Source organism: Dactylosporangium cerinum, from assembly GCF_042653625.1.
In the GTDB taxonomy this organism is placed as follows: Bacteria; Actinomycetota; Actinomycetes; order Mycobacteriales; family Micromonosporaceae; genus Dactylosporangium; species Dactylosporangium cerinum.
The window spans coordinates 1-23558 of record NZ_JBHSIU010000089.1; the positions used below are offsets into that span (position 1 = coordinate 1).

At 69.3% G+C, this 23558-nt stretch carries 20 protein-coding genes and 3 pseudogenes; 15 read left to right on the forward strand and 8 right to left on the reverse strand.

Annotated elements, in window-relative coordinates; translation table 11 throughout:
- The coding region (locus ACFPIJ_RS50465) for a hypothetical protein (protein WP_380126627.1) at positions 1–931 on the reverse strand (931 nt) is incomplete at its 3' end.
- 85 nt (positions 932–1016) lie between these two features.
- Between ACFPIJ_RS50465 and ACFPIJ_RS50470 the strand changes: the two genes are divergently transcribed.
- Positions 1017–1631, forward strand: a complete 615-nt coding sequence (locus ACFPIJ_RS50470; RefSeq protein ID WP_380126629.1) for a hypothetical protein — start codon at positions 1017–1019, stop codon at positions 1629–1631.
- Positions 1613–2704, forward strand: a complete 1092-nt coding sequence (locus ACFPIJ_RS50475) for a TRAP transporter substrate-binding protein (protein ID WP_380126630.1) — start codon at positions 1613–1615, stop codon at positions 2702–2704. The genes ACFPIJ_RS50470 and ACFPIJ_RS50475 overlap by 19 nt, the downstream gene beginning before the upstream one ends.
- Here the strand turns inward: ACFPIJ_RS50475 and ACFPIJ_RS50480 are convergent.
- Positions 2701–4272, reverse strand: coding sequence for a sensor histidine kinase (locus ACFPIJ_RS50480; protein ID WP_380126631.1), 1572 nt, complete (start codon positions 4270–4272; stop codon positions 2701–2703). The genes ACFPIJ_RS50475 and ACFPIJ_RS50480 overlap by 4 nt on opposite strands.
- 84 nt (positions 4273–4356) lie before the next feature.
- On the opposite strand from ACFPIJ_RS50480, the gene ACFPIJ_RS50485 reads away from it, so the two are divergent.
- Complete coding sequence (locus ACFPIJ_RS50485; RefSeq protein WP_380126632.1) at positions 4357–5529, forward strand: outer membrane protein assembly factor BamB family protein; 1173 nt, start codon at positions 4357–4359, stop codon at positions 5527–5529.
- 136 nt (positions 5530–5665) lie between these two features.
- Here ACFPIJ_RS50485 and ACFPIJ_RS50490 read toward each other — a convergent pair whose 3' ends face one another.
- Positions 5666–6670: a sigma-70 family RNA polymerase sigma factor gene (locus ACFPIJ_RS50490; protein ID WP_380126633.1), complete on the reverse strand. Its 1005-nt coding sequence runs from the start codon at positions 6668–6670 to the stop codon at positions 5666–5668.
- Positions 6671–6840: 170 nt separating this feature from the next.
- Between ACFPIJ_RS50490 and ACFPIJ_RS50495 the strand changes: the two genes are divergently transcribed.
- Positions 6841–7341, forward strand: a complete 501-nt coding sequence (locus tag ACFPIJ_RS50495) for a nuclear transport factor 2 family protein (protein ID WP_380126634.1) — start codon at positions 6841–6843, stop codon at positions 7339–7341.
- A 228-nt stretch (positions 7342–7569) separates the two neighbouring features.
- Positions 7570–9072, forward strand: a complete 1503-nt coding sequence (locus tag ACFPIJ_RS50500; RefSeq protein ID WP_380126635.1) for an MFS transporter — start codon at positions 7570–7572, stop codon at positions 9070–9072.
- Positions 9073–9122: 50 nt separating this feature from the next.
- On the opposite strand, the pseudogene ACFPIJ_RS50505 reads toward ACFPIJ_RS50500, so the two are convergent.
- Together ACFPIJ_RS50505 and ACFPIJ_RS50510 are read right to left on the reverse strand one after the other, a co-directional pair.
- Positions 9123–9323: pseudogene (locus ACFPIJ_RS50505) on the reverse strand (tyrosine-type recombinase/integrase); the annotation flags it as partial.
- A 672-nt stretch (positions 9324–9995) separates the two neighbouring features.
- The gene (locus tag ACFPIJ_RS50510) at positions 9996–10247 is read right to left on the reverse strand and encodes a hypothetical protein (RefSeq protein ID WP_380126637.1); all 252 of its coding nucleotides are present in this window, start codon (positions 10245–10247) and stop codon (positions 9996–9998) included.
- A 166-nt stretch (positions 10248–10413) separates the two neighbouring features.
- Between ACFPIJ_RS50510 and ACFPIJ_RS50515 the strand changes: the two genes are divergently transcribed.
- The gene (locus tag ACFPIJ_RS50515; protein WP_380126638.1) at positions 10414–11112 is read left to right on the forward strand and encodes a neutral zinc metallopeptidase; all 699 of its coding nucleotides are present in this window, start codon (positions 10414–10416) and stop codon (positions 11110–11112) included.
- 385 nt (positions 11113–11497) lie between these two features.
- Here the strand turns inward: ACFPIJ_RS50515 and ACFPIJ_RS50520 are convergent.
- Positions 11498–12080 (reverse strand): annotated as a pseudogene (locus ACFPIJ_RS50520) (IS6 family transposase); the annotation flags it as partial.
- Positions 12081–12363: 283 nt separating this feature from the next.
- On the opposite strand from ACFPIJ_RS50520, the gene ACFPIJ_RS50525 reads away from it, so the two are divergent.
- Positions 12364–13521, forward strand: a complete 1158-nt coding sequence (locus ACFPIJ_RS50525) for an ABC transporter substrate-binding protein (protein WP_380126639.1) — start codon at positions 12364–12366, stop codon at positions 13519–13521.
- A 115-nt stretch (positions 13522–13636) separates the two neighbouring features.
- Positions 13637–14209 (forward strand): nuclear transport factor 2 family protein, encoded by a 573-nt coding sequence (locus ACFPIJ_RS50530; RefSeq protein ID WP_380126640.1) that lies wholly within the window; start codon positions 13637–13639, stop codon positions 14207–14209.
- A 58-nt stretch (positions 14210–14267) separates the two neighbouring features.
- Here the strand turns inward: ACFPIJ_RS50530 and ACFPIJ_RS50535 are convergent, their stop codons facing one another.
- Positions 14268–15230 (reverse strand): D-2-hydroxyacid dehydrogenase family protein, encoded by a 963-nt coding sequence (locus ACFPIJ_RS50535; protein WP_380126641.1) that lies wholly within the window; start codon positions 15228–15230, stop codon positions 14268–14270.
- A gap of 460 nt (positions 15231–15690) precedes the next feature.
- On the opposite strand from ACFPIJ_RS50535, the gene ACFPIJ_RS50540 reads away from it, so the two are divergent.
- The 3 genes from ACFPIJ_RS50540 to ACFPIJ_RS50550 all read left to right on the forward strand — a co-directional run bounded on the left by ACFPIJ_RS50540 (position 15691) and on the right by ACFPIJ_RS50550 (position 19251).
- Positions 15691–16626, forward strand: a complete 936-nt coding sequence (locus tag ACFPIJ_RS50540) for an NAD(P)-dependent oxidoreductase (protein ID WP_380126643.1) — start codon at positions 15691–15693, stop codon at positions 16624–16626.
- Entirely contained in the window at positions 16613–17740 is a 1128-nt protein-coding gene (locus ACFPIJ_RS50545) for an alpha-hydroxy acid oxidase (RefSeq protein ID WP_380126644.1), read from the forward strand. Before ACFPIJ_RS50540 ends, ACFPIJ_RS50545 begins: the two co-directional genes overlap by 14 nt.
- A gap of 581 nt (positions 17741–18321) precedes the next feature.
- Positions 18322–19251, forward strand: a complete 930-nt coding sequence (locus ACFPIJ_RS50550; protein ID WP_380126645.1) for a zinc metalloprotease — start codon at positions 18322–18324, stop codon at positions 19249–19251.
- A gap of 191 nt (positions 19252–19442) precedes the next feature.
- On the opposite strand, the gene ACFPIJ_RS50555 is transcribed toward ACFPIJ_RS50550, so the two are convergent.
- Positions 19443–19877, reverse strand: coding sequence for a CBS domain-containing protein (locus ACFPIJ_RS50555; protein WP_380126646.1), 435 nt, complete (start codon positions 19875–19877; stop codon positions 19443–19445).
- Positions 19878–20232: 355 nt separating this feature from the next.
- On the opposite strand from ACFPIJ_RS50555, the gene ACFPIJ_RS50560 reads away from it, so the two are divergent.
- The 4 genes and pseudogenes from ACFPIJ_RS50560 to ACFPIJ_RS50575 form a co-directional block, all read left to right on the forward strand.
- Positions 20233–20631 (forward strand): DDE-type integrase/transposase/recombinase, encoded by a 399-nt coding sequence (locus ACFPIJ_RS50560; RefSeq protein ID WP_380126648.1) that lies wholly within the window; start codon positions 20233–20235, stop codon positions 20629–20631.
- 123 nt (positions 20632–20754) lie between these two features.
- Positions 20755–22227: a fibronectin type III domain-containing protein gene (locus tag ACFPIJ_RS50565; protein ID WP_380126649.1), complete on the forward strand. Its 1473-nt coding sequence runs from the start codon at positions 20755–20757 to the stop codon at positions 22225–22227.
- Between the two features lie 351 nt (positions 22228–22578).
- Positions 22579–22746: pseudogene (locus ACFPIJ_RS50570) on the forward strand (IS6 family transposase); the annotation flags it as partial.
- A 310-nt stretch (positions 22747–23056) separates the two neighbouring features.
- Positions 23057–23558, forward strand: a 502-nt coding sequence (locus ACFPIJ_RS50575; protein ID WP_380126650.1) for an IS110 family transposase, incomplete at its 3' end; no start/stop codon positions are given.

The window sequence follows — 23558 nt, forward strand, 5'->3', positions numbered from 1 at the left end:
TCTCGACGATCCGGCGCTGTGACGCCCGGATCTCGGCGAGCTGGTACTCGCCGGCCGCCCGGAGCCGCGCGTTGTGCAGGGCGAGGCGGCTGGCGGGGCCGATGGCGGCCAGGGTGAGGGCCGGGTTGGTCCGCGAGCCGAGTAGCAGCCTGATCGCGGGCCGGTCCCCGTCGAACAGGACCACGGCGGGCCCGTCGCCGTCCGGCGCCGGACGTCCGGCACCGTCGAGCCACATCGTGCCGCCCGGAAGTGCGAACCGCACCGCGATCACCGGTCCGGTGACGGTGCCCGCGAGCTGTGCCACCGCCCGCTGAACCTGTCCGCGCACGTGCCGCACATGGAAGGCCTTGGCGAGGACGGCGGCGCCGGCGAGCAGCGCGCCGAGTGTCGCCAGTGGTCGGGCCGCCGTGGCGCGGTCCGCCAGCGGGGCGCTGATGGCCGCGACCGTCAGCAGCGCCGAGCCGGCGCACGCGATCAGCAGGCCCCGGCCGTGCCGGACCAGCTTGCGGCCCGGTTCGCGCTGCCGGATCGCCGCAACGGTGGCCGCCAGCGCGAGCCCGGAGACGACGAGCGTGGCCGTGCGCAGCCCGACCACGCTCGACAGCGGCACCGGAGCGGCGAGACACGTCCAGTGGCATGCCGGGTCGTAGAACGGGTCGTATGTGAGCACGTGGACGGCCGCTGCGAAGCCGGAAAGCGCGATCGCGATCCGGCGCCGCCCGTCGATCAGGAGTGCCACACCGGCGATCGCGAGCGGCGGCGCCGCCAGGAGCGCGGCGCGTGGGTATGCGCCGAGCGGCGGCCAGGCGGCCAGTGCGGGGAGCAGCCAGGCCAGCCCGATCACCGCAATGCCGATCGAGGCGCCCCGGTCGTGGCTGACCGTGCTGTGTTCCTGGTGACCGGCCGCTACGCTTCGCTCCGAACTGGTCACGCCAGCAGCGTACGACGGGGACCGGCCTGGCCGCACTGAGCTACCACGGTGGTGTGCGGGCGGGCGGGTTCGTAGCGTTCGGTGCATGACCGGACATCGCAGGGCCACCCGACTCATGATGCTGGCGGCCGTGTTCGTCGCCGCCTGCGGGGACCGCACAGCTGGGAGCGCGGCGAGCAGCGCGCCATCGTCGCCGGCGAGTCCTCCGCCGCCGTACACCGCACCGACGCTCCCGAAGGCGCCGCCTGAGCGGTCGGCGCTGCCCAACGGCGTCTACCGCTCACAACTGCCGGTCGAACGGGCGCGGGAGCTCGGCATCGACGACCCGGGCAATGCCGGCACCTGGACGCTGACGGTGAAGGACGGCACGTTCAAGCTCGAATGCGTCGCGATCGAGACGCCGGGCGTCGAGTGCGGCACGCACGACCCGAAGATGCCCGCCGTGGTCGAGGTCGGCACCCTGCACGGCACGGGCAACACGGCGTGGTTCGTCCACGATCAGGTACTGCTGGTGAAGCTCAGCGGCTGCGCCCGGCACTCGCAGAAGCTCGACGGCTGCGGGCCGGAGGACGACTACCATCTCGACTGGAAGGTCGTCGACAACGGCGTGTCGTTCAACAACTTCGTCGGCATCGGCGACCAGGCAGGGTTCCCGGAGCTGAGCAACTGGACGGTGCAGCCTTGGACGCGCATTGCCTGACGGTGCGGATCCTGGCCGGGGTTGTCGTAGCGGCCGGGGTGCTGGCGGGCGCGGCCTGCGACGCCGCCGGCGTGGCGGACAAGACCGGCAGCAACGTTGTCGTGCTGCGCTTCGCCACCATCGACAACCTCAACCCCAACGGTGAGATCATCGGGCCGCCGGTGTTCGTCGATGCGCTGCAGCGCATCTCCGGTGGCCGCCTGCGGGTAACGGTCGTGGACCATTACGGCGACACGGCGGCCTCGGCCGAGTCGGACCTTGTGGCGGCGCTGGACGGCGGCGCGCTGGACGGCGGTTTCCCCGCCACCCGCGCCTTCGGCCCCGCCGGGCTGCACGGGATGGAGCCGGTCGAGGCGCCGTTCATGGTCAACGGATACGCCGCGCAGCGGGCGCTTGCCGGCGGTCCGGCCGCCAGCCGGCTGCTGGCGACCCTCGACCACTCGCGGGTGATCGGACTTGGCCTGACCGTGGGGCCGGTGCGCCGCCTGTGGTCGGTGGACACGCCCCTGACCGACCTCCGGCACTGGCGGGGCATGCCGATACGAGCGTTCCACTCCTCAGTGCAGGCCGACGTCGTCCGGGTGCTGGGCGGCGTCCCCGTGGAGGCCAGCTACACCTTCCCGGACCTTGTCCGCGCGGGCACCCTGCGGGCGGCCGAGATCGACGTGGCCCAGTACGCGCGCAACAACTACGGCCGGCTGCTGCCGGTGCTGGCCGCCAACGTCGTGCTGTGGCCCCGGATGCCGGTCATCGCCATGAGCCGGACGCGGTACGACGCGTTGAGCCCCAAGCAGCGGGAGTGGCTGCGCGCGGCGGCGCGGGAGGCGGTGCAGGCCTCGATCGACCATGGCTATGACGACTCGACGATCGCGGACCGTCTGTGCAAGCAGGGTGTGCGGGTGGCGCAGGCATCACCGGCGCAGCTCGCCGAACTGCGCGAGGCGGTGCGGCCCGTGCTCGACCGCCTCGCCGGCGACCCGGCCACGGCGGCGTCGATGGCGGAAGTGGTCAAGGCGACCGCCGGCACGGTGCCGGAGCCGCTCGTCGTCCCGGCTGAGTGCCGCCTGCCCTAGCGGACCGCAGGGTTGCCGATCGTCGCGGTCAGCAGGGTGCCGTGGTTGGCATGGCTGGCCACGGTCAGCCGGCCTCCGTGGGCCGCCAGCCGGTCGGCCAGACCTTGCAACCCGGAGCCGTGCGGGTCGGCGCCGCCGCAGCCGTTGTCACCGACCTCGAGCACGAACCGCCCATCCGTGTACCGCAGCCGGATCCACGCCCGGCCTGCCCCGGCGTGTTTGACGATGTTCGTGAGCGCCTCCGAACACACGTAGAACAGCGCCGTCTCGACGGCGGCGCCGGCGGCCGGCATCGGTTCGATGCCGACCGAGACCGGCACGGGGCTCGCCGCGGCGAGCGACTCGACCGCCGCGCGCAGCCGCCCGTCGCCGAGCGCCGACGGTGGTGCGCCACCGACGATGCGCCGCACGTCCGCGGCAGCGACACCGATCCCGGCCACCACCTCGTCCAGCAACGTGCCGAGGTCCCCCGCGTCAGGCCCCGGAACATGGATGCGATCTCGCGCCGCGAGCGCCTCCGCCGCCCGATCCAGCGCCGCTATCACCTGGGTGCGCAGCGCTCCGGCCGCACGGTCGCGCTCGCGGTCGGTGACGGCGAGCAGGCGCTGCCGCGACGCGTGCAGCTCCGCTACCCGCTGCTCGTGGGCTGCCCGCAGCCGGTGGTTCGCGACGGCCAGGCCGACCGCCGTGCGCACCGCCGCCGCCGTGGGCGGGTCGGCCATCGCCGTCGCGGTGGTGACGATACGGGCGGCGAGGGCGCCGTCCACCCGTACCGGCGATGCTCCCTCCGCGTCGAAGGGTCGCGTGGCACCGGTCGCCGGATCGACGTACTGCTTGGCCGTCGTGTCCCACAGGTCGACGCGCAGGTCCAGATCGCCGAGCAGGTCGGCGAGCACGGCTCGCAGGCCGGTCATGCCGCTGCCCCGGTCGCCGCCGATGGCCTGGTCCGCCAGGCGTCCGGCGCCCCTGCGCACGGCCCTGGTGGCCGCCACGAACCCGGCGGCGACCGCGATGAGCGCCGACTCGTAGACCACGAGCGGCGACATCGGCGGATCGTGCCGGGCGCCCCACCAGGAGTACATCAGTGCACCGGCGACGACGGCGCCGGCAGCGGCCGGGAACGCCACGGCGGCGCCCCGCACCGCGGGGCGGGTGCGTGGCGCGCTGAGCAACGCGACTGGCGCGACGGCGGCGAAGAGCGCGGCGACGCCGGGCTGCGGCACGATCTGTAACGCCGCAGCGATCGCGGGGACGGTGAGCAGCACCCGCTCCACGCCGCGGATCCGGCCTGCCGGAAAGGCCAGCAGCGCGACGACCAGCACGCTCTGATGCAGCGACCGGGTGACCGCGAAGGTCGAGCCGGCCAGCCATGCCGCGCCGACCGCGGCCACCGTCAACCGCTCGGCGTGGCTGCCGACCGCCGCGAGCGCCGCCACGGCGAATGCGAGCCCGACCGCCACGTCGACCGCCGCCAGCACCGCGGTAGCACCCGCCGACAGGTCGGCCCGGGCCGCCTCGACCGACAGGGCGGCGAAGACCGTCACGATGATGGCGCGGGCCGCCCACATCGCACCATCATGCCCGCGCCGCAGCCCCGGCGGCACTGTGGCAGCACGGTACCGGTTGGCGGGCATCGGGCGCAGAGTCGGCGCATGCTGATGCGCTGGGCCGGCCCGACCGTGGCCGTGATGCTGCTGACGGCCTGTTCGACCGCCGCGCCTACCGCGCCGCCGTCGACCGCCGTGCAGCCCCCGAGGATCGCCGACGTGACCGACTACCGCGGCGATCTCCGGCGAACCGGCCGGATGCCCGGGCCTGCCCCGAGCGACCCGGTCCGGGTGCGGTGGCGCTTCACCGGACCGGTGCCGCTGACCCTGCCGCCCGCTGTGGTGGCGGGGCAGGTGCTGGTGCCCGGAGACGGATCGCTCGTGGCGCTGGACCTGGAATCCGGCGCGGTCCTGTGGTCAGTGGCGCTGGGCGCGCAGCTGAACGCAGCGGTCACGGTGGCGTCCGGCACCGTGTACGCCACGACGTCCGACGGCGTCACCCACGCCGTCGATCTGAGAAGCCACCAGGAGCGCTGGCGGTTCGTCGGCGCGGCCGACGGCGCGCAGGTCAGCATCCAGGACGGGACGGTGTACCTCGGTACGCGCCGGCGCGATCTCGTGGCGCTGGACCCGGCGGACGGCCGGACCCGCTGGTCCGTCCATGTCGGACATAGCGTGTCCCGCACCACCATCGCGGACGGGATGGCATACGTCGGCGGTGAGGGCACCGGCACGATGACCGCCATCGATCTGGCCCGGCAGCGGGTGGCCTGGACCTTCGATACCGGCGCCGACCGGCTGGTGACGCCGGTCGCCGACGACGGCACCCTTTTCGTGGCCGGCGTCGCCGCCGGAGCGCTGCCGGGTCGCGGCACCAGCCTCTTCGCGCTCGACGCCCGGACCGGCACCCGCAAATGGTCGTTCGCCCCTCCGGGCGATCCGCCGATGTCCTCGTTCGCCGTCAGCGCCCACGACGTGTACATCGGCACGGACACCACACCCGGCACTCTGTACGCGGTGGCGGTCGGCACCGGCAAGGTCACCTGGCAGCAACCGGTTCCGGGCCCGGTGGACCGGCCGACCCTGGTCGACGACGCCCTGTACCTGGCCTCCGGCCAGGGCGGACTGTTGGCGCTCGATACGGGCACCGGCCGACGCCGGTGGACGGCGCCGGTGGACGGCTACGCCGAGGGCGTGGTCCTCACCGGCGGCATGGCCCTGGTCGCGGCTCGTGACGCCACCGACGCACCGGGCACCCTGACGGCGTTCACGTCGTGACGCCGCCAGGGCGGCGGCCGCGGAGCCTCCCCTGGACCAACGTCCAGTCTCAGGGTGTCCACATCTCAGGAGGAAGCCCAGTCGTACCCGTAGACCCCGGGCCTGACCGCTGTACCGAACTGGTGGTCAGGCCCGGCTATCGGCTCGGGATTGATCGCGGCAGCCCGAACCACGGGAACACGCTGTTTTCGAAGCGGGTCATGGCGCAGATCCGGTCGCCGGTGAGGGTGAGGACGATGAGACCGGTTCCGTGGCTGATGCCGGTCGGGGTGCGCAGGTAGGCCGCGAACGCCGGCTGGCCGTTGGCTCGCGTCGGTACAAGATCGGACCTACGACCGGAGCCGAAGATGCTGGCGTAGAAGCGGGCCACGATGTCGCGGCCCCCGTATTCGAAGGGCATCGGCGGCATCGAGGTGAACACGTCGTCGGTCAGCAGCGCGACCAGCGCGTCGAGATCGGCGGACTCGTACGCGCTGACGAACTTCGCCACGATCGCCTCCTCGGCGGGTGAGCCGGCGGCGGGAGCCGGTTCGCGGTCGTCGGTTGTGTGCCGGTGCTGCAGTCTGGCGCGGGCCCGTTTGAGGGCGCTCTTGACCGACTCGACGCTCGAGTCGAGCATCTCGGCCACCTCATTGGCGTGGAATCCCAGGACGTCGCGCAGGACCAGGACGGCGAGCTGGCGGGGCGGTAGGACCTGCAGGGCGGTCACGAAGGCCAGGGAGATGGTCTCGGTCTGTTCGTAGCGGGCCTCCGGGCCGGGTGGCGCGTCGAACGCACTCTCGAGGAGGGCGTCCGGATATGGCTGGAGCCAGACAACTTCGCTGAGTCGGGTCGGCTCGGGCGGTTCGACATTGGGCATGTCCCACTCCTTGGCCGGGCGTCGGCTGGCCGACCGGCGCGCGTTGAGGCACCGGTTGGTGGCGATCCGGTAGAGCCATGTGCGGAGTGAGGCGCGCTCCTGGAAACCGTCGAGGCCTTGCCAGGCGGCCAGCAGCGTCTCCTGGAGGGCGTCCTCGGCGTCCTGGAAGGAGCCGAGCATCCGGTAGCAGTGCACCTGCAACTCTCGCAGGTGCGGCTCGGTCAGCTCACGGAACGCGTCGCCGTCCCCGGCCCGCGCCTTCGAGATCAGGTCGGCAGCCACTGTCCCACCTTCGGGTCACCTTCTTCCCGGCATCGTTGTCGTACCTCCTGTTTGGACACCGGCCGAGGGGCGAACGTGGCGGTCGGCCGGCGCCCCTTTTCCCGACGCCGCGGTGTCTACCTCAGTGGAGCGACAACGCACTGTCGCATCCGATGCCAGCAGGAGGAACCGTGTCCATCGACATCGACATCGCCGTCCGCGAGCTCACCGACCGAGCCGCTATCACCGAGGTACTGCATACCTACGCCCGGCTCGTCGACGAGCGGGATTTCACTGCCATAGCCGGGGTGTTCACCGACGACTGCCTGGCCGAATACGGCGTTCGCGAGGCCGAGATCCTGCATTCGTCAGCGGCGTTGGTCGACTGGCTCACGCGCCAGCTCCTCGACGGCACGGCGACCAGTCATCACATCTCGAACGTGCAGATCAGTTTTCCCGACGCGGATCACGCCGCGACGACGTCCTACGTCTACGCATGGCACCGGCCGCCGGGCGCGGCAGCTGACCCGATCATTCTGGCCCGCTATGTCGACAGCTTCGAACGCACCCCGACCGGCTGGCGTATCGCCCACCGCCGAATGCTCGCGCACGGCCTGGTCGGATTTCCGGACGGCATTCTGCGTCCGCTTTCCCGCCGGACCGAACCGGCGAGCGAGCAAGCGGCGATGTAGCGGTGCGCGACCGCATCCGGACCCATGCTCCGCCCCGGGCGCCGCCGGCCGGCGTCAGGGCTTCCCACCCCCTCACCCAGCCAGCCTGGGAAGGCATGACCATGGCCCTCGAGAAGGCTTTCTACACCGCCCACGCCACGTCTACCGGCGGCCGCGGAGGTGGCCACACCCGACGGCATGGACCAGGCCTCGGAATCGCAAGTACCACCGACAAAGACGGAGGGAAGAATGCCACCGAACAGCACATCACCCACGTTGACGGCTGCGCAGCGGTGGGCGGTTGCGGTGACCGCGCTCGCGGCGATGATGGTGACCTTGGACTCGTTGGTCGTCACGTCCGCGCTGGGCGCCATCCGCACCGCGCTGCACGCCTCGATCGAGGAGCTGGAGTGGACGGTCACCGCCTACGTGCTGACCTTTGCGGTACTGCTGATGACGGCGGCCGCGCTGGGCGACCGGTTCGGCCGGCGACGCATGTTCATCACCGGATTGGCCGTGTTCGCGGCGGCGTCGGCCGGCTGCGCGCTCGCACCGGACGTGGGCGCGCTGATCGCGGCGCGTGCCGTCCAGGGCGCCGGAGCCGCGCTGCTGATGCCGCTGGCGCTGGCCCTGCTCGGTGCGGCCATCCCGGCCGACCGGCGGTCCAAGGCGCTCGGTGTCTTCGCCGGCGTGACCGGGTTGGCGGTTCCGGTGGGACCGCTGCTGGGTGGTGCGATCGTCACCGGGGTCTCCTGGCCGTGGATCTTTTGGATCAACATTCCGATCGCCGCGGTACTGATCTCGCTTGCGTTGACCAGGATCGATGAATCGTTCGGCCCGAAGGCCAGGCTGGACCCGGGCGCTCTACTGCTGGTGACCGCGTCCGCGTTCGGCATCGTCTGGGCGCTGGTCCGCGGCAGCAAGGCTGGCTGGGGCAGCGCCGAGATCCTGTCCACCCTGACGGTGGGCGTGCTGCTCGCCGTCGGGTTCGTCCGGTGGCAACGGCGCGCGGTCGAGCCGATGCTGCCCATGCACCTGTTCGCTTCGCGGGCGTTCTCGGTCGGCAACATTGCGATCTTCTTCGAATGGGGATCGGCGTTGGGTGCGCTGTTCTTCATGGCCCAGTTCCTGCAGACCGGGCTGGGTTTCAGCCCGGTCCGCGCCGGGCTCGCGCTCATGCCGTGGGGCGCAACGACGTTCATCGTCCCGCAGATCGCCGGCGTGCTCATCGGCCGGATGGGTGTGCGGCCGTTCATCGTTGCCGGCCTGGGCCTGCACGCGGCCGCGATGATCTGGATCGCGGTGATCGCCGAACCGGGCCTGGCCTACCAGCAGTTGATCGCGCCGCTCATCGTGTCCGGAAGCGGAGTGGCCATGTCGCTGCCGGCCACGCAGAGCGCCGCGCTCGGCTCGGTCGCGCCGCAGTATGTCGGCAAGGCGTCGGGGGCCTACAGCACCATGCGCCAACTCGGTGGAGCATTCGGCGTCGCCGTCGTCGTGGCCGCGTTCGCCTCCACCGGTAGCTACGCGTCTGCCCAGACCTTCAACAGCGGATTCACCGCCGCGATGGTCGCCTGCGCGGTGCTGTCACTGGCCGGCGCCCTCAGCGGACTGGTCGCACCCAGACGGATTCCACCGACCCGGCCGTCGGAAACCACCGACCAGACAGCCCACCTCGTATCCGGACCAAGATCGGATGTACGCAATTCGGCATGGTCGCGAGCCGCCGGGTCAGGTTCGGACGCCATGTAGGTGGCGAGGATGTAGTTGGGGTGCCGGTCGAGGTTGTTGCGGGCCCGGTCGTAGCGCATCGTGGTACGCGGGTCAGCGTGGCCGGCGGCGATCTGCACGTCGCGGAGGCTGACGCCGGCGTCGAGCATGGCCGTGACGAACGTGTGTCTCAGCATTGAGGGTGCATCCTGGGCATCCGCACGCCAGCCGCCGCGGCCAGGTGCCTGAGCCGGCGGGATGCGACGTGGCGGTCCATCCCCCCGCTGCGGCATGACCGGATGCCGCGCCGCCCGCCGAGCGTGGCCGGCCGAGCCGGATCCGGAGAACTTTTCCCGATCCGCTCATTTGACCGGGTCCCGCCGCGCTGGCCGCCACAGGCTGTGCCGAGATCCGGGGGCGGAAGGGGAACAGCGATGGGGACGGCGACGATGCGGCGGCCGAATGCGAAACCGCAAGGGAGGGACGACGGGGAGCTCATGGCCCGTAGCGCGGCCGGTGACCAGGCAGCGGTCACGGTACTGATGGAGCAATCGGCGCTGATCTGTCGGGGTACTGCGTGCGTTTCGCTCGCACCCCGCACGATGCGCTCCAACGCCAGAGACCCCCACCGACCGCTGCGACTCCTTGGCCTGCTCACGTAGACCAAAATCGGTCAAATCCCTACCTTTGCAAAGGCCCTGTACCCCGAGCTAAATACGTACGAACGGTCGGCACCATGAACGCCTTGACGGATTCCCGGAGCGTAGTCCTCATCTAGAGTTAGCAATCAAATTCTAGTGTCGCGTGATGCTGATCGTGTTATCCGATCTGGTCTAGTTCAAGGCGTCTGGCCCGCGGAGATGCTGGTTCGTTCACGTCACACAAATCAGGCAAACGTGATCACGTGACACTAGGAGCCATCGAATCCGCCATGGGGCGCCAATAATAACGGCGCTGGCGTCAACCTATTCACACAACGGGGACTGGAGACCATTCGCACCAGACACGGTGGCGCTCTCTGCATAGCTTGCGTCCCTGTGAGCTAGTCCCGTATCGGCAAGCGAGACAATGGAGACGAACGTGCGCACCAGATCCCCTTGGCGCAGCTTTGTTGCCGCTATCACCCTCAGCGCCTCGTTGCTGCTCACCGCGTGTGGTGGCAGCTCGCCCAGCAGCACCCATGCCGCGGCTAGCGGCGAGCCGACCAGCAGCAGCACCTACAGCCCGCCGCCGACCACGTCCCCCGAGCCGGTATATTCGCCGGAACCTACTGAGTCGCCGAGCCCCAGGCCTGAACCGACTCGGACCCAGACTCAGGGGGGGATCCAGAGCTACGGCGATGGGATCGAGAGCTACGCCGAGCTGACTTCGCCGGAACCAGGCATGAGCCAGCTCGACACCGCCGCTCAGTACCTCGCCGCGGTCATGGACAGTGCGGACAACATGTGGACCGCATGGTTCAAGCAGGTTGGCCTGCAGGAGCCGATGATCTCCTACCGCATCGTCCGACCGGGCTCCACGTATGTCAGCAAGTGCACCGACCCTTACGGACGTTCGACGGTCGTCAACACCGACTTCCCGAACGCGTTCTTCTGCGCTCTGGACGTGGTCAGCAAAAACGGGAGGACGTACAACGGCACGATCGTCCTGCCACTGAACACGTTCCTGAAGATGTGGGACGGCAACATCTTCGACAAGCAGTCGAAGAGGCCGGGCGACTTCGCTGCCGCGACGATCGTCGCGCACGAGTTCGGCCACCACATCGCCAACGAGCTCCAGATGCAGGGAGCGTTCCGAATCCCCACCACTCCCCCCAACGCAGAACTGGAGGCCGACTGCTTCAGCGGTGTGTGGGCACGGACCGTCTACAAGGAAGGTCTGCTCGAGCCTGGCGACGTCGAAGAAGCCATCAATGCTCTCTCGGTCAGCGGCGACCTCAATGTGAACTCTCCCGACCACCACGGCACTCCCAAACAGCGTGTCAGTGCCTGGCAGATCGGGTACTACGGCTCCAAAGCCAACCCCGTGCCGGCAGCGCCAGGGAACTGCATGGTCGCGTTCGGCGGAAACGTGCCCGTCTAAACCAGGTAGACAGCACCACGTTCGGCCCGGCCGGGTGATGACTGCGTCAACCGCAGTAGCACCCGGCCGATGGCTGCGGTCAGCACCTGTTGGGCTCGTAAATTCGATTCGGTGGCTGTGACGTGCGGCTTTGTGCGAGGTCGGCCAAACCAGGGCGGCGACGATCCAGGGTATGGCAGCCTCGTCAGGTGTCGCTCGCCGGCGATGAGCATCCGGTCGGTGCACTCGCGTCGTACAGTGCCGACCCAGCGCTCCGCGTAGGCGTTCGCTCTCGGGGCCTGTGGTGGCGTGCGGAGCACGTCGATCCCCGCGGCGGTGAACACTGCATCGGGCGCCGTTGCATTGTGGAATCGGCGGACGCGATTGACCCGTGTCGGGTCCGCGGTCAGATCGCTTGGGCGAGTTCGGCGGCGACGCGCAGAGCGGGCGGGGCGTCGACGGCGAGTTCGTAGTGTCCGCGACGGAGGTTCTGCGCGAACGCGTGTCCGGCGACGATCACTTGTGCCGTGTTGTCGGTTCGTAGTCCACGCATCGGTCTCAGTCGCTGCTTGAGCCGGCTGTGATCAGCCTCGATCGGATTGTTGGCATACCGTTCGACGTGGTGCCACGCCTGCGGGATCAGCTCATCCAGCACGCCGGGTAGACCGCGGCAGCGTCGGTGACCACCTCGCTGGGCGTCACCTTCAACGTCGACAGCGCCTGCCGGACGAACTTCCGCGCCGCGTCGCCATCACGGCGCACCGAGACCAGCACGTCGACGACCTGCCCGTACTGATCGACCGCCCGGTACACGTGCCGCCACACCCCGTTGACCCTGACGTACGTCTCATTGACATACCACCTATCACCGGGTGAACGGCGGCAGAACCGGGCGGCGTCGGCCAGCAGCGGCGTAAACGCTGTACCCACCGGAAGACCGTGACGTGATCGACCTCCACGCCACGCTCGACCAGCAACTCCTCCACGTCGCAGTGACGCCGGTGCGGCTGCTGACCGCGAAGGTTACCGGCTTGATCGTTCTGTAACCCGCTCGCGACCAAGCACCCCTTGACACGGGACGCGCCCGAAGAGATATTGGGGCAACCAAGCGCTTGTTAGGTTGAGGACTCCTCGCCAGGCCGCACGCAGGAACGACGTGGCGGTAGCGACGTAACGGTTGAGCCCAATTCATTCGTCCCAGTGAGGTAGGGGGTAGACGTGGCCACATTCAGGAGATCGGCGACGCTTGCTGGAGCGCTGATCGCCGCGTTGGTGACGTTCGCGGGCTGCAACAAGAGTGGCTCCGACGCACCGGACACCGGCACGGCGACTGGTAAGCCCATCATCATCGGCTTGGACCAGGACAGCACTGGTCCGGGCGCTTCATACAGCAACATTTCCGGCAAGACGATCCGGCTGGCCATTCAGGACATCAACGACAAGGGCGGCGTGCTCGGTAGTCCGCTGCAGCTCGTGGTGGGCAACGACGAGAGCGACCCGACCAGGTCGCCGGCCGTGGTGCAGAAGTTGGTCAGCGAGGGCGCCAAGCTGGTGCTGATGCAGACGGGTAGCGCGGCAACGGCGCAGGCCAAGCCGATCCTCACCCAGCTCGGCATCCCGGCCATCGCCCCCACCAGCGTGACCCAGACGCTGGTCGACCCGCCGAACAACGAGTTCATCTACATGCTCGCCAACGCGACCGGCGACTGGGCCAAGGTGTACTGCGGAGCGTTCGAGAAGGCCAACATCAAGAAGATCGGCGTGCTGACCGATGACTCCCCGACCATGGCCGCGGTAGACAAGGCGCTGTTCGACGCGATGCCCTGTGTGCAGATCGCAGCGTCCGAGAAGGGTGCCACCGCGGCGTCCGACCTGTCGGCACAGGTGGCCCGACTCAAGAACGCGAACGTCGACGCGGTGATGGTGACGAGCCTCGGTGGCGCGTTCGAGGTGCTCGCGCAGAACACGCTCGCCAGCCAGTTGGCCGCGAAGCCGCGGTTCTCCCTCGCGTCGATCGGCAACCAGCCGGACTCCTGGAAGCTGGCCAACCCGGGCGCCCTCAACGGTTTGGTGTTCATGGGTTCCATCAACAGCCAGAACCCTCGTACCCAGGAGCTCACCAAGTTCCTGAAGGACAAGAACGGCGCCGACTACGAGATCACGGCCTACGATGCCCAAGCCTGGGACACGGTGCACATCGTCAAGCTCGCGATCGAGAAGGCCGGCGGCGCGGACGACCCGAAGAAGCTCAACGAGGCGATCCAGAGCATCACCGGATACCAGGCCTCGTTCGGCCAGGCAAGCTTCACCCTGTCCTACTCCGCCACCAAGCACCTCGGTACGGATGGACTGTGCGGCCTGTCGCTGATCGAGTTCGGCGCGGACAACAAGCCGAAGGGACCGTGGGCGACCTACCAGCCGCTCTGCTGATTGGACCGAAAGCTGGCCGTGGGGCGGACATCCTCCGCCCCACGGTCGTCATCCGTCCTGGTTCAGCGGCCATGACGCAGCACGGCATCGACAGACTCGAGGAAGTGGGTGACCAATGCCGCGGGACGACCAGTTCGAGCAATCACGGGTCCAGGTGACCATGGCCGTTACTGACTGCCTGCACCGGTATGCGAGGGCGGTCGATCGGTGTGACTGGGACTCGGTGCGTGCGTGCTACCACGACAACGCCTTCGATCACCACGGTGCGTACCGAGGAGGGGTCGACGGGCTGATCGAGGACATGAAGGTTCGCCATGCACAACTGGACTCGTCGGTTCATTTCATCACCAACGTCCTCGTTGACCTGCCTGACCCGGGTGTCGCATTAGTCGAGTCCTACTGCCTGTGTTATCTGAGGCGCCGTGAACAAGAAGCCTCCGGCATGCAGCAATTGACGACTGTGAAATGTCGATACCTGGACAAATTCACGCCGGATGCCGTTGGTCGGTGGCGTATCGCCTCCCGCATGGTGGTGTTTGACGAACTGTGTGTCGACGAGATTCGGGACAGCCGGCCACCGGCAGCCACTCGATCGGAGAGGGATCGAAAGGACCCATTGTGGGTCTTTCTTGATCGCGGAGCGGACTGGAACTCAGCAGATTATGCCGCTGGGTCGAAACGCCAGTGACCGGGAGTGCGCTGACCCCCGGCAAGCCCTCGGCGTCGGCCAAGCCCGCCTCCGGCGCTTACGACTCGGCCGGGATTACCCGAACCGGGGTGCCCTGCAGCCATGACACGACGTCTTCCACCACGTGCGAGAAGAACCGCTCGTACATCGGCATCGAGACATAGCCGATATGTGGCGTCAGGACGGTGTTCGGCGCGTCGCGCAGCGGGTGGTCTGCTGGCAACGGCTCGACGGAGAACACGTCCAGCGCCGCGCCGGCGATGGCGGCGTCCGACAGGGCCTCGGCCAGGGCGTACTCGTCCACGATCGGCCCGCGCGAGGTGTTGACCAGATAGCCGCGCGGGCCGAGCAGTTCCAGCTCGGGTCGACCGATCAGGTTCCTCGTGCGTTCACTCAGCTTGAGGTGGACGGTAGCTATGTCGGCGCGCTCGAACAGTTCGCGCTTGCCGACACGCTTCACGCCCACCGCCTCGGCCCGCTCGCTGGTGAGATTCTCGCTCCAGGCGACGACGTCAACGTCGAAGGCCCGCGCGTAGCGGGCGATCCTCGAGCCGATATTGCCCAGCCCGATGATGCCGAGGGTCGATCCAGCCAGCTCAGGACCGATCGTGGTCTGCCACCGCCCTGCCCGCAGCGCGGCATCCTCGGCCGGCACCCGGCGGGTGACCGCCATGATGAGGGCCCAGGTCAGCTCGGCCGTGGTGTGCGGCACGCCGCCAGTTCCGCAGACCACGATCCCGCGGGCATGTGCGGCCGCGACGTCGATCGCCGCGTTGAACGGACCGGTGGTGACCAGGAGGGCCAGGTTGGGCAGCCTGTCGAGGATCGCCGCCGGGAACGCCGTCCGCTCGCGCATCGCCACGACCACGTCGAACGGCTCCAGCCGGCGGACCAAGTCAGCCGGGTCGGTGATGTGGTCGTGGAAGAATGTGACGTCGGCCCGGCCGTCAAGTGGCGTCCAATCGGCGCTCGACCGGGCGACGCGCTGATAATCGTCAAGGACGGCGATCCGGATCGGCATGGCGCGGGCTCCTTCGATTGTGGATCCAGTTCGTCGCGGTGGCGCCGCTGACGTCAACATCCGCTATCGTGTGCGCCTAGCAAGCGCTTGGTTGTGCCATTCTGTTTCGGCTCTCGGGGCGTGTCAAGTCAGGTCGATGCAGGCGGGAATGCCGGTGTCGGCACGTATCATCCACAGTGTGCCTGGGCCCTCGTGGTGGATTACAAAGATTGACTTCCGGTGGGACATCTGCGACCGTGCGATGGTTGTTCCAACCCGGCGCGATCATCGCCGGCGATGATCCGGACGAGGTCTTCAAGATCCCCGCGGTTGTCGGCGCCAACCTGGGAGTTTGACATGTTTGAGACCTCGTCCCTTGCCATCAACTATGAGGGCACGCGGGCCCCATTCGGCGTGAACACCTGTCCCGGTCGGCGTTCGCTCGCCGACGTCGCCGGGCACACGATGGGCCAGGACTGACGTGGCCGACGAGACGCGGATCTGCGTGCTGCCGGCCGCACCGCACTCCGCTCCGGCCGACCGCGACCGGATCGAGGATGCGGTCCGGGCGGGCGGGGGCACGCTCAGCGGGGTGGCCGACGCCGACGGGGTGATCTGGACCGACTGGTCCGACCCGGCCGCTCTGGGCGCCACGCTGCGCGAACACCCGCGGGTGCGCTGGGTGCAGCTGGTCACGTCGGGCGTGGACGCGTTCGGGCCACTCATCACCGATGACCGGGTGTGGACGTCGGCCAAGGGCGCCTACGCCGAGCCGATGGCCGAGTGGGTGCTGGCCACGCTCCTCGCCGGGTTCCGCGGCGTGCCGGGCTACGCCCGCGACCGCCGGTGGGAGCCGCAGCCCACCCGCTCGCTGTTCGGCGCGCGCGTCACGATCGTCGGCGGGGGAGGGGTGACCAGCGCCCTGATCCGGCTGCTGGCGCCGTTCGAGGTGACCATCGACGTGGTGCGCCGGGCTCCGGTGAACGTACCCGGGGCCCGTCGCACCGTGGGGCCGCAGCTGCTCGAGGAGCTCGCACCGCAGACGGACGTGCTGGTGCTGGCGCTCGCCCTGACACCGGAGACGGTCGGGTTGGTGGACGCCCGGTTGCTCGAGCGGTTGCCGGACGACGCCTGGCTGGTCAACGTGGCCCGCGGCCCGCTGGTGGTCACCGATGACCTGACCGTGGCGCTCGAGACAGGACGCCTCGGCGGTGCGGTGCTGGACGTCACCGAACCCGAACCGCTGCCGGCCGGGCACCGGCTGTGGCGCCTCGCGAACTGCCTGATCACGCCGCACACCAGCTGTCCGGCCGAGTTGGCCGCGCCCTTGCTGTTGCGACGAATTCGGGACAACGTCGCGCGGCGGGTCGCGGGGCTTCAACTCGACGGGGTGGTGGATCCGGTTGCCGGCTACTGATTGGGCGGACCTCGAGGCGACCGAGGCAGCCGCCAGGCTGCGGCTGCCCGAAGAGGTGTACGACTACTTCGCCGGTGGCGCCGGCGACGAAACGACCCTGGCCGCCAACGTCGCGAGCTGGCGGCAACGGCTTCTGGCACCGCGCGTGCTGCGTGGCGTGAGTGGCGTGGACGCCGGCGTCGAGGTCCTGGGTTGCCGGATGACCACACCGATCGCGGTGGCGCCGATGGGTCTGCAGCGGATGGCCCACCCCGACGGCGAGATCGCCACCGCGGCCGCGGCGGCGGCGACAGACACCGTCCTCAGTGTCTCGACCTACGCCACCTCCACTGTGGAGGAGGTGGCCGCGGCCGGTGGCGTCCAATGGTTCCAGGCGTACGTGCTGCGAGACCGCGGCCTGAGCCGGGATCTGCTGCAGCGCGCCGCGGCGGTCGGCTACCGCGCCGTGTTGCTGACGGTCGACGCGCCGATCGCGGGCGACCGCCGCCGCGACCGCCGCCACGGTTACCGGCTGCCCACCGGCGCGAACCTGCGGCTGGCCAACTTCCCTGAGAGTGGGCAGGTTTCGGCCAGCTACTCGATCGAACTGGAGAACACCCTGACGCCCGACCTGATCGGCTGGGTCGCCGACGTCAGCGGCCTGCCGGTCGCGGTGAAAGGCGTTCTGCGCGGAGACGACGCGAAGGTCGTCGTCGCAGCGGGGGCCAGCGGGGTCGTCGTTTCCAACCACGGCGGTCGGCAGATGGACGGCGCGGTAGCCACCGCCGACGCGTTGGTCGAGGTCGCCGCGGCGCTGTCCGATACCCCCGCGCACGTCCTGGTGGACGGCGGTATCCGCACCGGTGCGGATGCGGTGCGGGCGCTCGCGCTGGGCGCCCACGCGGTCCTGGTGGGTCGTCCGGTCCTCTGGGCCCTGGCGGTCGGTGGCGAGGCGGGTGTGCGTGGTCTGCTGACCGCGCTGCGCGAGGATCTGCTGCGCACAATGGCACTGTGCGGCGTGTCGTCGGTGGCCGAGATCGGTCCCGACCTCCTGCGCGGACGGGTGGTAGCAGAAGCTCCCGCTCATCGAATGACAGTGCGGCCGCACAAGCGGTTCCCGGGCGCTACGGCCTGAGATTCCCGTCCGCTTCAAAGTGCCTATTCTCTTCGTCGTCAGAGGCGGCACCTTCGGTGGCCTCCAAGGCGGCTCGGAGGTCGATCGCATGCTTGCCGACGAAGCGGAGTGCTCCCCCTCCGCTCGGGCTGCGGCCGGAACTACGCGACCCGCACGGCTGGTGTCGCCGCGCGGGGCATCCCTGCACGACATCACTCAGGAGCGTGCCGACCTCGGCGGAGACCGACCGCACGCAGGGCCGGCAGGTCATGCCCGACACCTGGCACGCGGTTGTGGTCATCGACCCGTCTTCGGGAGCCGGACGCGCGAGTAACGCATCGACGCACTTTGTCGCTATTTGGATAACGACGTGTGTGAGTTCGTCGCCGTATGGCGGTGCACAGGTCGTGCGGGCGTTGGCACAGCGCGCCCCGCGCACTGTCGGGGCTGCGGCGCTGGAGTCTTCTCGGCGCCGCCGCGGCGTATTTCTCATACCGGGAGGACGAGGTCCATGGCGCCCGGTCGTGGCCGGTTCCGCCTGTTTTTCGCTGATCCGTGAAAGGTGAACGATGCGCAAAAGATCAACGCTACGGCTGGCGGTCATGACCGCTGCCGTGGCGACTGTTGTGGCGGCGGGTGGAGCTTCCAGCGCGGCTGGCACGGCGGGTTCCGTGCATGCCTCCGCGGGCGCCGCGGCGTGTGAGCCGGGTGCCGGTGGGACCAGCGCGGCGCGGGTAAGCGGGGGCGCCACCGCCCAGGAGCCGGAGCTGTATCCGAAGAACGAAGCGAACGCCTACGGCGTGATCAAGGATGCGCCGCGCCTACCCAACGGCGGCGTCACCGTGCCCACGATCGTTCACATGATCTCCGACCGCCCGTTCAGCGCGGCTGAGAAGGACAGGTGGAACACGCTGATCGCGGCACAGGTAGCGGTGCTCAATGATTCGTTCTCGGGTCGTACAGCTGCGGACGCATCCGACACGCCGTTCCGGTTCTCGCTTGCCAGCACGACCTGGACAGTGAACAGCGACTGGTACACCGTCGTGCCGGGCAAGAACGAGCGGGACATGAAGCGGGCGTTGTACACCGGCGACTCCCGCACCCTCAATGTGTACGCGGCCAACATCGGCGGCGGGCTGCTCGGCTGGGCGTACTTCCCGAAGGGGTACAACAACGGCCGCGACTACATCGACGGCGTGGTCATGCTCGACGAATCGATGCCCGGCGGGACGGCGGGCAAGTACGCCGAGGGCGACACCCTGACGCACGAGGTCGGACACTGGCTGATGCTCGAGCACACCTTCGCGCACGGGTGCGCCGCGTCCGGCGACTTTGTGGCCGACACCCCGCGGGAGGCCATCCCTCAGTTCAACTGTCCAGTTGGCGCGGACACCTGCGGCGCTCCCGGGCTGGACCCGATCCACAACTTCATGGACTATTCGCAGGACTCCTGCATGAACATGTTCACCGCCGGGCAGGCGGAGCGGATGAGCGATGCCTGGGTGGCATTCCGCGCCGGTGGCGGGACCTAGCCAGGAATTGAAGCCAACAGCAGCCCGCAGCGCACGACCCGGTGCGCTGCGGGCTGCGTCACGTCCTCGGGAACCCGGGCCTTACTCATTCCGGACACCGTCCGCGACGGATGGCTGCCAGCACGGCGTATCGCGGCATTCGTGGACGGCATCTGGAGCAGGCGTTGAGAGATCGCTCAACGCGCCAGCTGTTAGCGGGTGCCCGAGATGTAGTTGGTCAGTGCGGACCGCTCGGTTTCGAGCTCATCGATGCGGTTCTTCACCACGTCGCCGATGCTGACGATCCCTCGCAAGCTGCCGTCTACCACCACGGGCACGTGCCGGACCCGCTGCTCGGTCATGATCCGCATGACGTCCTCGATGTGGATATCCGGCGCGAGCGTGTGCACCTGGGCTGTGTGGACTGCGGTGACCGGCTCGGACAGCACCGCCGGACCCCGCTCGGCTAACGCCCGAACGATGTCGCGCTCACTGACGATGCCACCGACCGAGGTGCCGTCCTGTGAGACGACCACGGCGCCGATCCGGTGCTCTGCCAGCACGCTGAGCAGGTGCCGCACGTCGCTGTCAGGGGTGACCGTGACGACCTGTCCGCCTTTGACTCGAAGTACGTCGCTGATGCGCATCTGCCCTCCCAGAGACCGGGGGCGCGAATGACCAGGTGATCCAGAATTCCAGCGTATAGGGTCGTGGACGACGACGCCTTCGTGGTTCGGTCAAGTCTCAGCAGGTCGGGCCGGCGTGTCAGGTGACTTGGTCGAGTGCGGTCGTGTCGGCGGGGGTGGCGCCGATCAACAGCATCGCCAAGCGGCCCTGGTACGTCCGCGCGGGGTCAGTTCGACGCCCTGGCCGGTATCCAGGGCGTGGCGGCGCTACCGACGCTGCTGCGCGCGTCGGCCCGCGATCTCGATGGCTCCGTTGCGTTGAGCGTTGCCCGGGTCCGTTGCATTAATCGATGCCCTGGTCAGGCAGGGTTGAACGGTGAAGTACTCGAACCGCCGACGTCCAGTCCTGCTACCGCGGTCAGCGTTCGCCGGGTTCCGGTTCCCGCCTGACATCATCATGGTCGCCGTCCGGCTCTCCACCGAGGTGATCACCGACGCTGCGCCGGCGTACCCGGCGGTGCTCGATGAGCTGGCCACGTCGGCGTGGCACCACGTCAAACGCCACGCCAATAACCGGGTGGAAGCCGACCCCAGCCAGCTCAAGCACCGGCTCAGACCGATGCGCGGGCTACAGACCGACCGGACCGCGCAGACGATCATCGCCGGACACGCCTTCATGCAGAACCTCCGCCGCGGACACTACGAACTCGGCATCGACGCCCCACGCGGACTCCGCGTCGCCGCAGCGTTCACCGAACTCGCCACCGCCATCTGAAGACCGGTCGGCACTCGCTTCAACGCGCCCTCCGATCGGGTTCGGTCACGGCGCTTGTCCGCGGTCATGGTCCACGGTGGGATATCATTGACTACCGTAGATGGATAGTGCTGTCCTGTAGTCATGCGACAGGTACTGCGACGCACCGGGCTGTTCGCTGTGGCGACCGCGCTGGCACTGGCCGGTCTGCCGGGCACCGCATCGGCAAGCTCCGGCCCGGCCATCCCCCAGCGGCTGTACGCCCGCAACGGCGCCACCTCTATTGCACTGAGCTGGACGCAGCCCGCCAGCGGCAGCCGGCCCACCTACTTCCAGGTCTACGAGAACGGCGCGGTGGTGGCCCGCAACACCACCATCCACGCGACCGTCGGCAACCTGGTCTTCAACTCCACGCACACCTATACGGTCACCGCGGTCGACCACTACGGCAGGGAGTCCGCGCCGAGCGCCCCGGTCACCCGTACCGCGATCGTCGGCGGCCCGTTCGGCTGCGGCTTGACCGCGCCGAGCGGCCTGGTCGCCACCGACGTCACCGCCTCCGCGGTGTCGCTGTCCTGGTCCAATGCCCAGCCCTACTGGGACCAGCCGGGTACCCTCCTGGTGCTGCTCGACGGCGCGGTGGTCCAACAGACCACATTGGACAGTGCCAGGATCAGCGGCCTGGCGCCGGCCTCCACGCACACGGTGCAGGTGGCCCGCCGCGACTGCAACGGCACGCTGCACCCAAGCGTCAGACTCACCGTCACCACGCTGTCCGGCGGGAGCGCCCGGCCCGCCGCGCCCACCGGCCTCACCGTCGGCGCCCGCACCAACACCTCGATCGCGCTGTCCTGGGCGCCCTCCACTGGTGCCGCGGTCCGGTACCAGGTCTACGACGGCGCCACCCCGGTCGCCGCGAGCACCGCCGCCAGCGCGACGGTCAGCGGCCTGTGGCGGGACACCGGCCACCAGTTCACCGTGTCTGCGCTGGACGCGGCGGGCGGCGAGTCAGCGCAGAGCGCACCCATGGCGACCGCCACCCAGACCTGCGATCCGTCGGTACCTGCGCCGACCGGGCTGACCGCCACCGCGCTGTCCGCGTCCACGATCGCGCTGCACTGGGTGTCCACCGTGGAGGCGACCGGGTTCACCGTGTACGCCAAGCCCTCCGGCGCCGTGATCGCCACCGGGCCGGCGGACTCCGCCGTCATCACCGGGCTGCCATCGGCCAGCACCCGTGGGTACGCGGTCAGCGCGCAGACCGCCGCGTGTGGCTCCTCGGCGCCCGGGAGCACGGTCACCGCCGCCACCCTTGCCGGGCCGGCGGCCCGGCCGACCGCGCCGACCGGCCTGACCGCCAGCGTGCGGCAGAGCGGCGCCTTCACCGGCACCGCGACGCTCAGCTGGACCCAACCGGCCAGCGCGGACCCGGTGACCGGATATCGCCTCTACGAGGGCGCGGCACTGTTCGCCACCGCCAGCGGTACCTCGCTGATGCTGACCCTGCCGTCCGGGCCTACGCACACCGTCATCGTGGTCGCGGTGGACGCCGCCGGCCAGGAGTCGACGGCGGCCGGCCCGGTCCGCTTCACGATCCCGTTCATTCCGCCGCCGTGACGCGGCCGCGGTTTGACAGAGGTGCTACGGGCGGGTAGTTGGGGCCGCGGCCGGTATCAGTCAGGCCGCGCCGCAGACCCGGATCGAGGAGGATGACGCGGCCGGCGCGCGCGATGAGGCTCTCCTGGTCCCGATCGCGTCGTCGGATGTCGAGGTGGTCGAGCTGGTCCGGTCGGTGATCGGTTGGGGGAGCGGGCGTAGGGGCGCTGCGGCGTGCAGCGCGCGGTGGGTCCGATGTTGGTTGTAGAACGTCTCGTACTCGTGGAGCGTGTGCAGCAGGTGGGCCTGATGCACGATAAAGGTCCGGTCGAGGAGTTCGGCTCTGCATGAGCGGACCCGGCGTTCCATGATCGGCTCAGACCGATGCGCGGGCTGCGGACCGACCGGACCGCCCAGACGATCATCGCCGGACACGCGTTCATGCAGAACCTCCGCCGCGGACATTACGAACTCGGCGTCGACGCCCCCCGCGGACTCCGCGTCGCCGCAGCGTTCACCGAACTCGCCACCGCCATCTGAGGACCCGACCGGCACCCGCCCAAACGCGCCCACTGATCGGCAAACGCAACTGTGAGTCTGGGTTTGCGGCTTGAGAGTCTGGAGCCGTGCTCCGGCTGCCGCGGTCTGACCCGAAACGCAACTGGCTCTGTCGATGCCTTGGTGCTGATCCGTCGACCGTCGGCTGCCGGAGTGCTTGCTGTCACCGGACCGGTAGAGCGTGTCCCGATAGGGGCCTTGCTGCGAACAAGCGCACCATCACAGTTCTGACCGCCCCACCGGTCCAGCGATGGCCATCCGCCCCACGAGCCATCGGAAGGACGAACACGCCATGTCCAGGATGCCCCACGCGCGCCCGGCCGGGCACCCCGCCGGGCACCCCGCCGGTCAGCCCGACCCGGACCCGAACCAGGTGATTCTCGGCGTCGGCACGCACAAAGACGTCCACGTCGCCGCGGTCATCACCACCCTCGGCGTCCACGTCGCCGACGCCACCTTCCCGACCACTGCCGCCGGCTACCAGCAACTGCTGACCTGGGCCAGTAGCTTCGGCATCCTGAACCGTGCCGGCGTGGAAGGCACCGGCTCCTACGGCGCCGCACTGACCCGTTTCCTGCGCCGCCACCACATCGCCGTGATCGAGGTCAACCGCCCCGACCGCACCGCCCGCCGCCGCCACGGCAAAACCGACACCATCGACGCCGTCGCCGCCGCGCACGCCGTACTGTCCCAGCGGGCCACGACCACCGCCAAAACCGCCGACGGACCGGTCGAGATCCTGCGCCTGCTCCGCCTCACCCCGAGCTTCCGCGGTGAAGCCCCGCACACAGACA

Bases quoted from the DNA above. Each gene is read 5' to 3' on its own strand.
- ACFPIJ_RS50470 (WP_380126629.1), top strand. From the start codon at position 1,017: ATGACCGGACATCGCAGGGCCACCCGACTCATGATGCTGGCGGCCGTG.
- ACFPIJ_RS50480 (WP_380126631.1), bottom strand. From the start codon at position 4,272: ATGTGGGCGGCCCGCGCCATCATCGTGACGGTCTTCGCCGCCCTGTCG.
- ACFPIJ_RS50485 (WP_380126632.1), top strand. From the start codon at position 4,357: ATGCTGATGCGCTGGGCCGGCCCGACCGTGGCCGTGATGCTGCTGACG.
- ACFPIJ_RS50500 (WP_380126635.1), top strand. From the start codon at position 7,570: ATGCCACCGAACAGCACATCACCCACGTTGACGGCTGCGCAGCGGTGG.
- ACFPIJ_RS50515 (WP_380126638.1), top strand. From the start codon at position 10,414: ATGAGCCAGCTCGACACCGCCGCTCAGTACCTCGCCGCGGTCATGGAC.
- ACFPIJ_RS50530 (WP_380126640.1), top strand. From the start codon at position 13,637: ATGCCGCGGGACGACCAGTTCGAGCAATCACGGGTCCAGGTGACCATG.
- ACFPIJ_RS50535 (WP_380126641.1), bottom strand. From the start codon at position 15,230: ATGCCGATCCGGATCGCCGTCCTTGACGATTATCAGCGCGTCGCCCGG.
- ACFPIJ_RS50550 (WP_380126645.1), top strand. From the start codon at position 18,322: ATGACCGCTGCCGTGGCGACTGTTGTGGCGGCGGGTGGAGCTTCCAGC.
- ACFPIJ_RS50555 (WP_380126646.1), bottom strand. From the start codon at position 19,877: ATGCGCATCAGCGACGTACTTCGAGTCAAAGGCGGACAGGTCGTCACG.
- ACFPIJ_RS50565 (WP_380126649.1), top strand. From the start codon at position 20,755: ATGCGACAGGTACTGCGACGCACCGGGCTGTTCGCTGTGGCGACCGCG.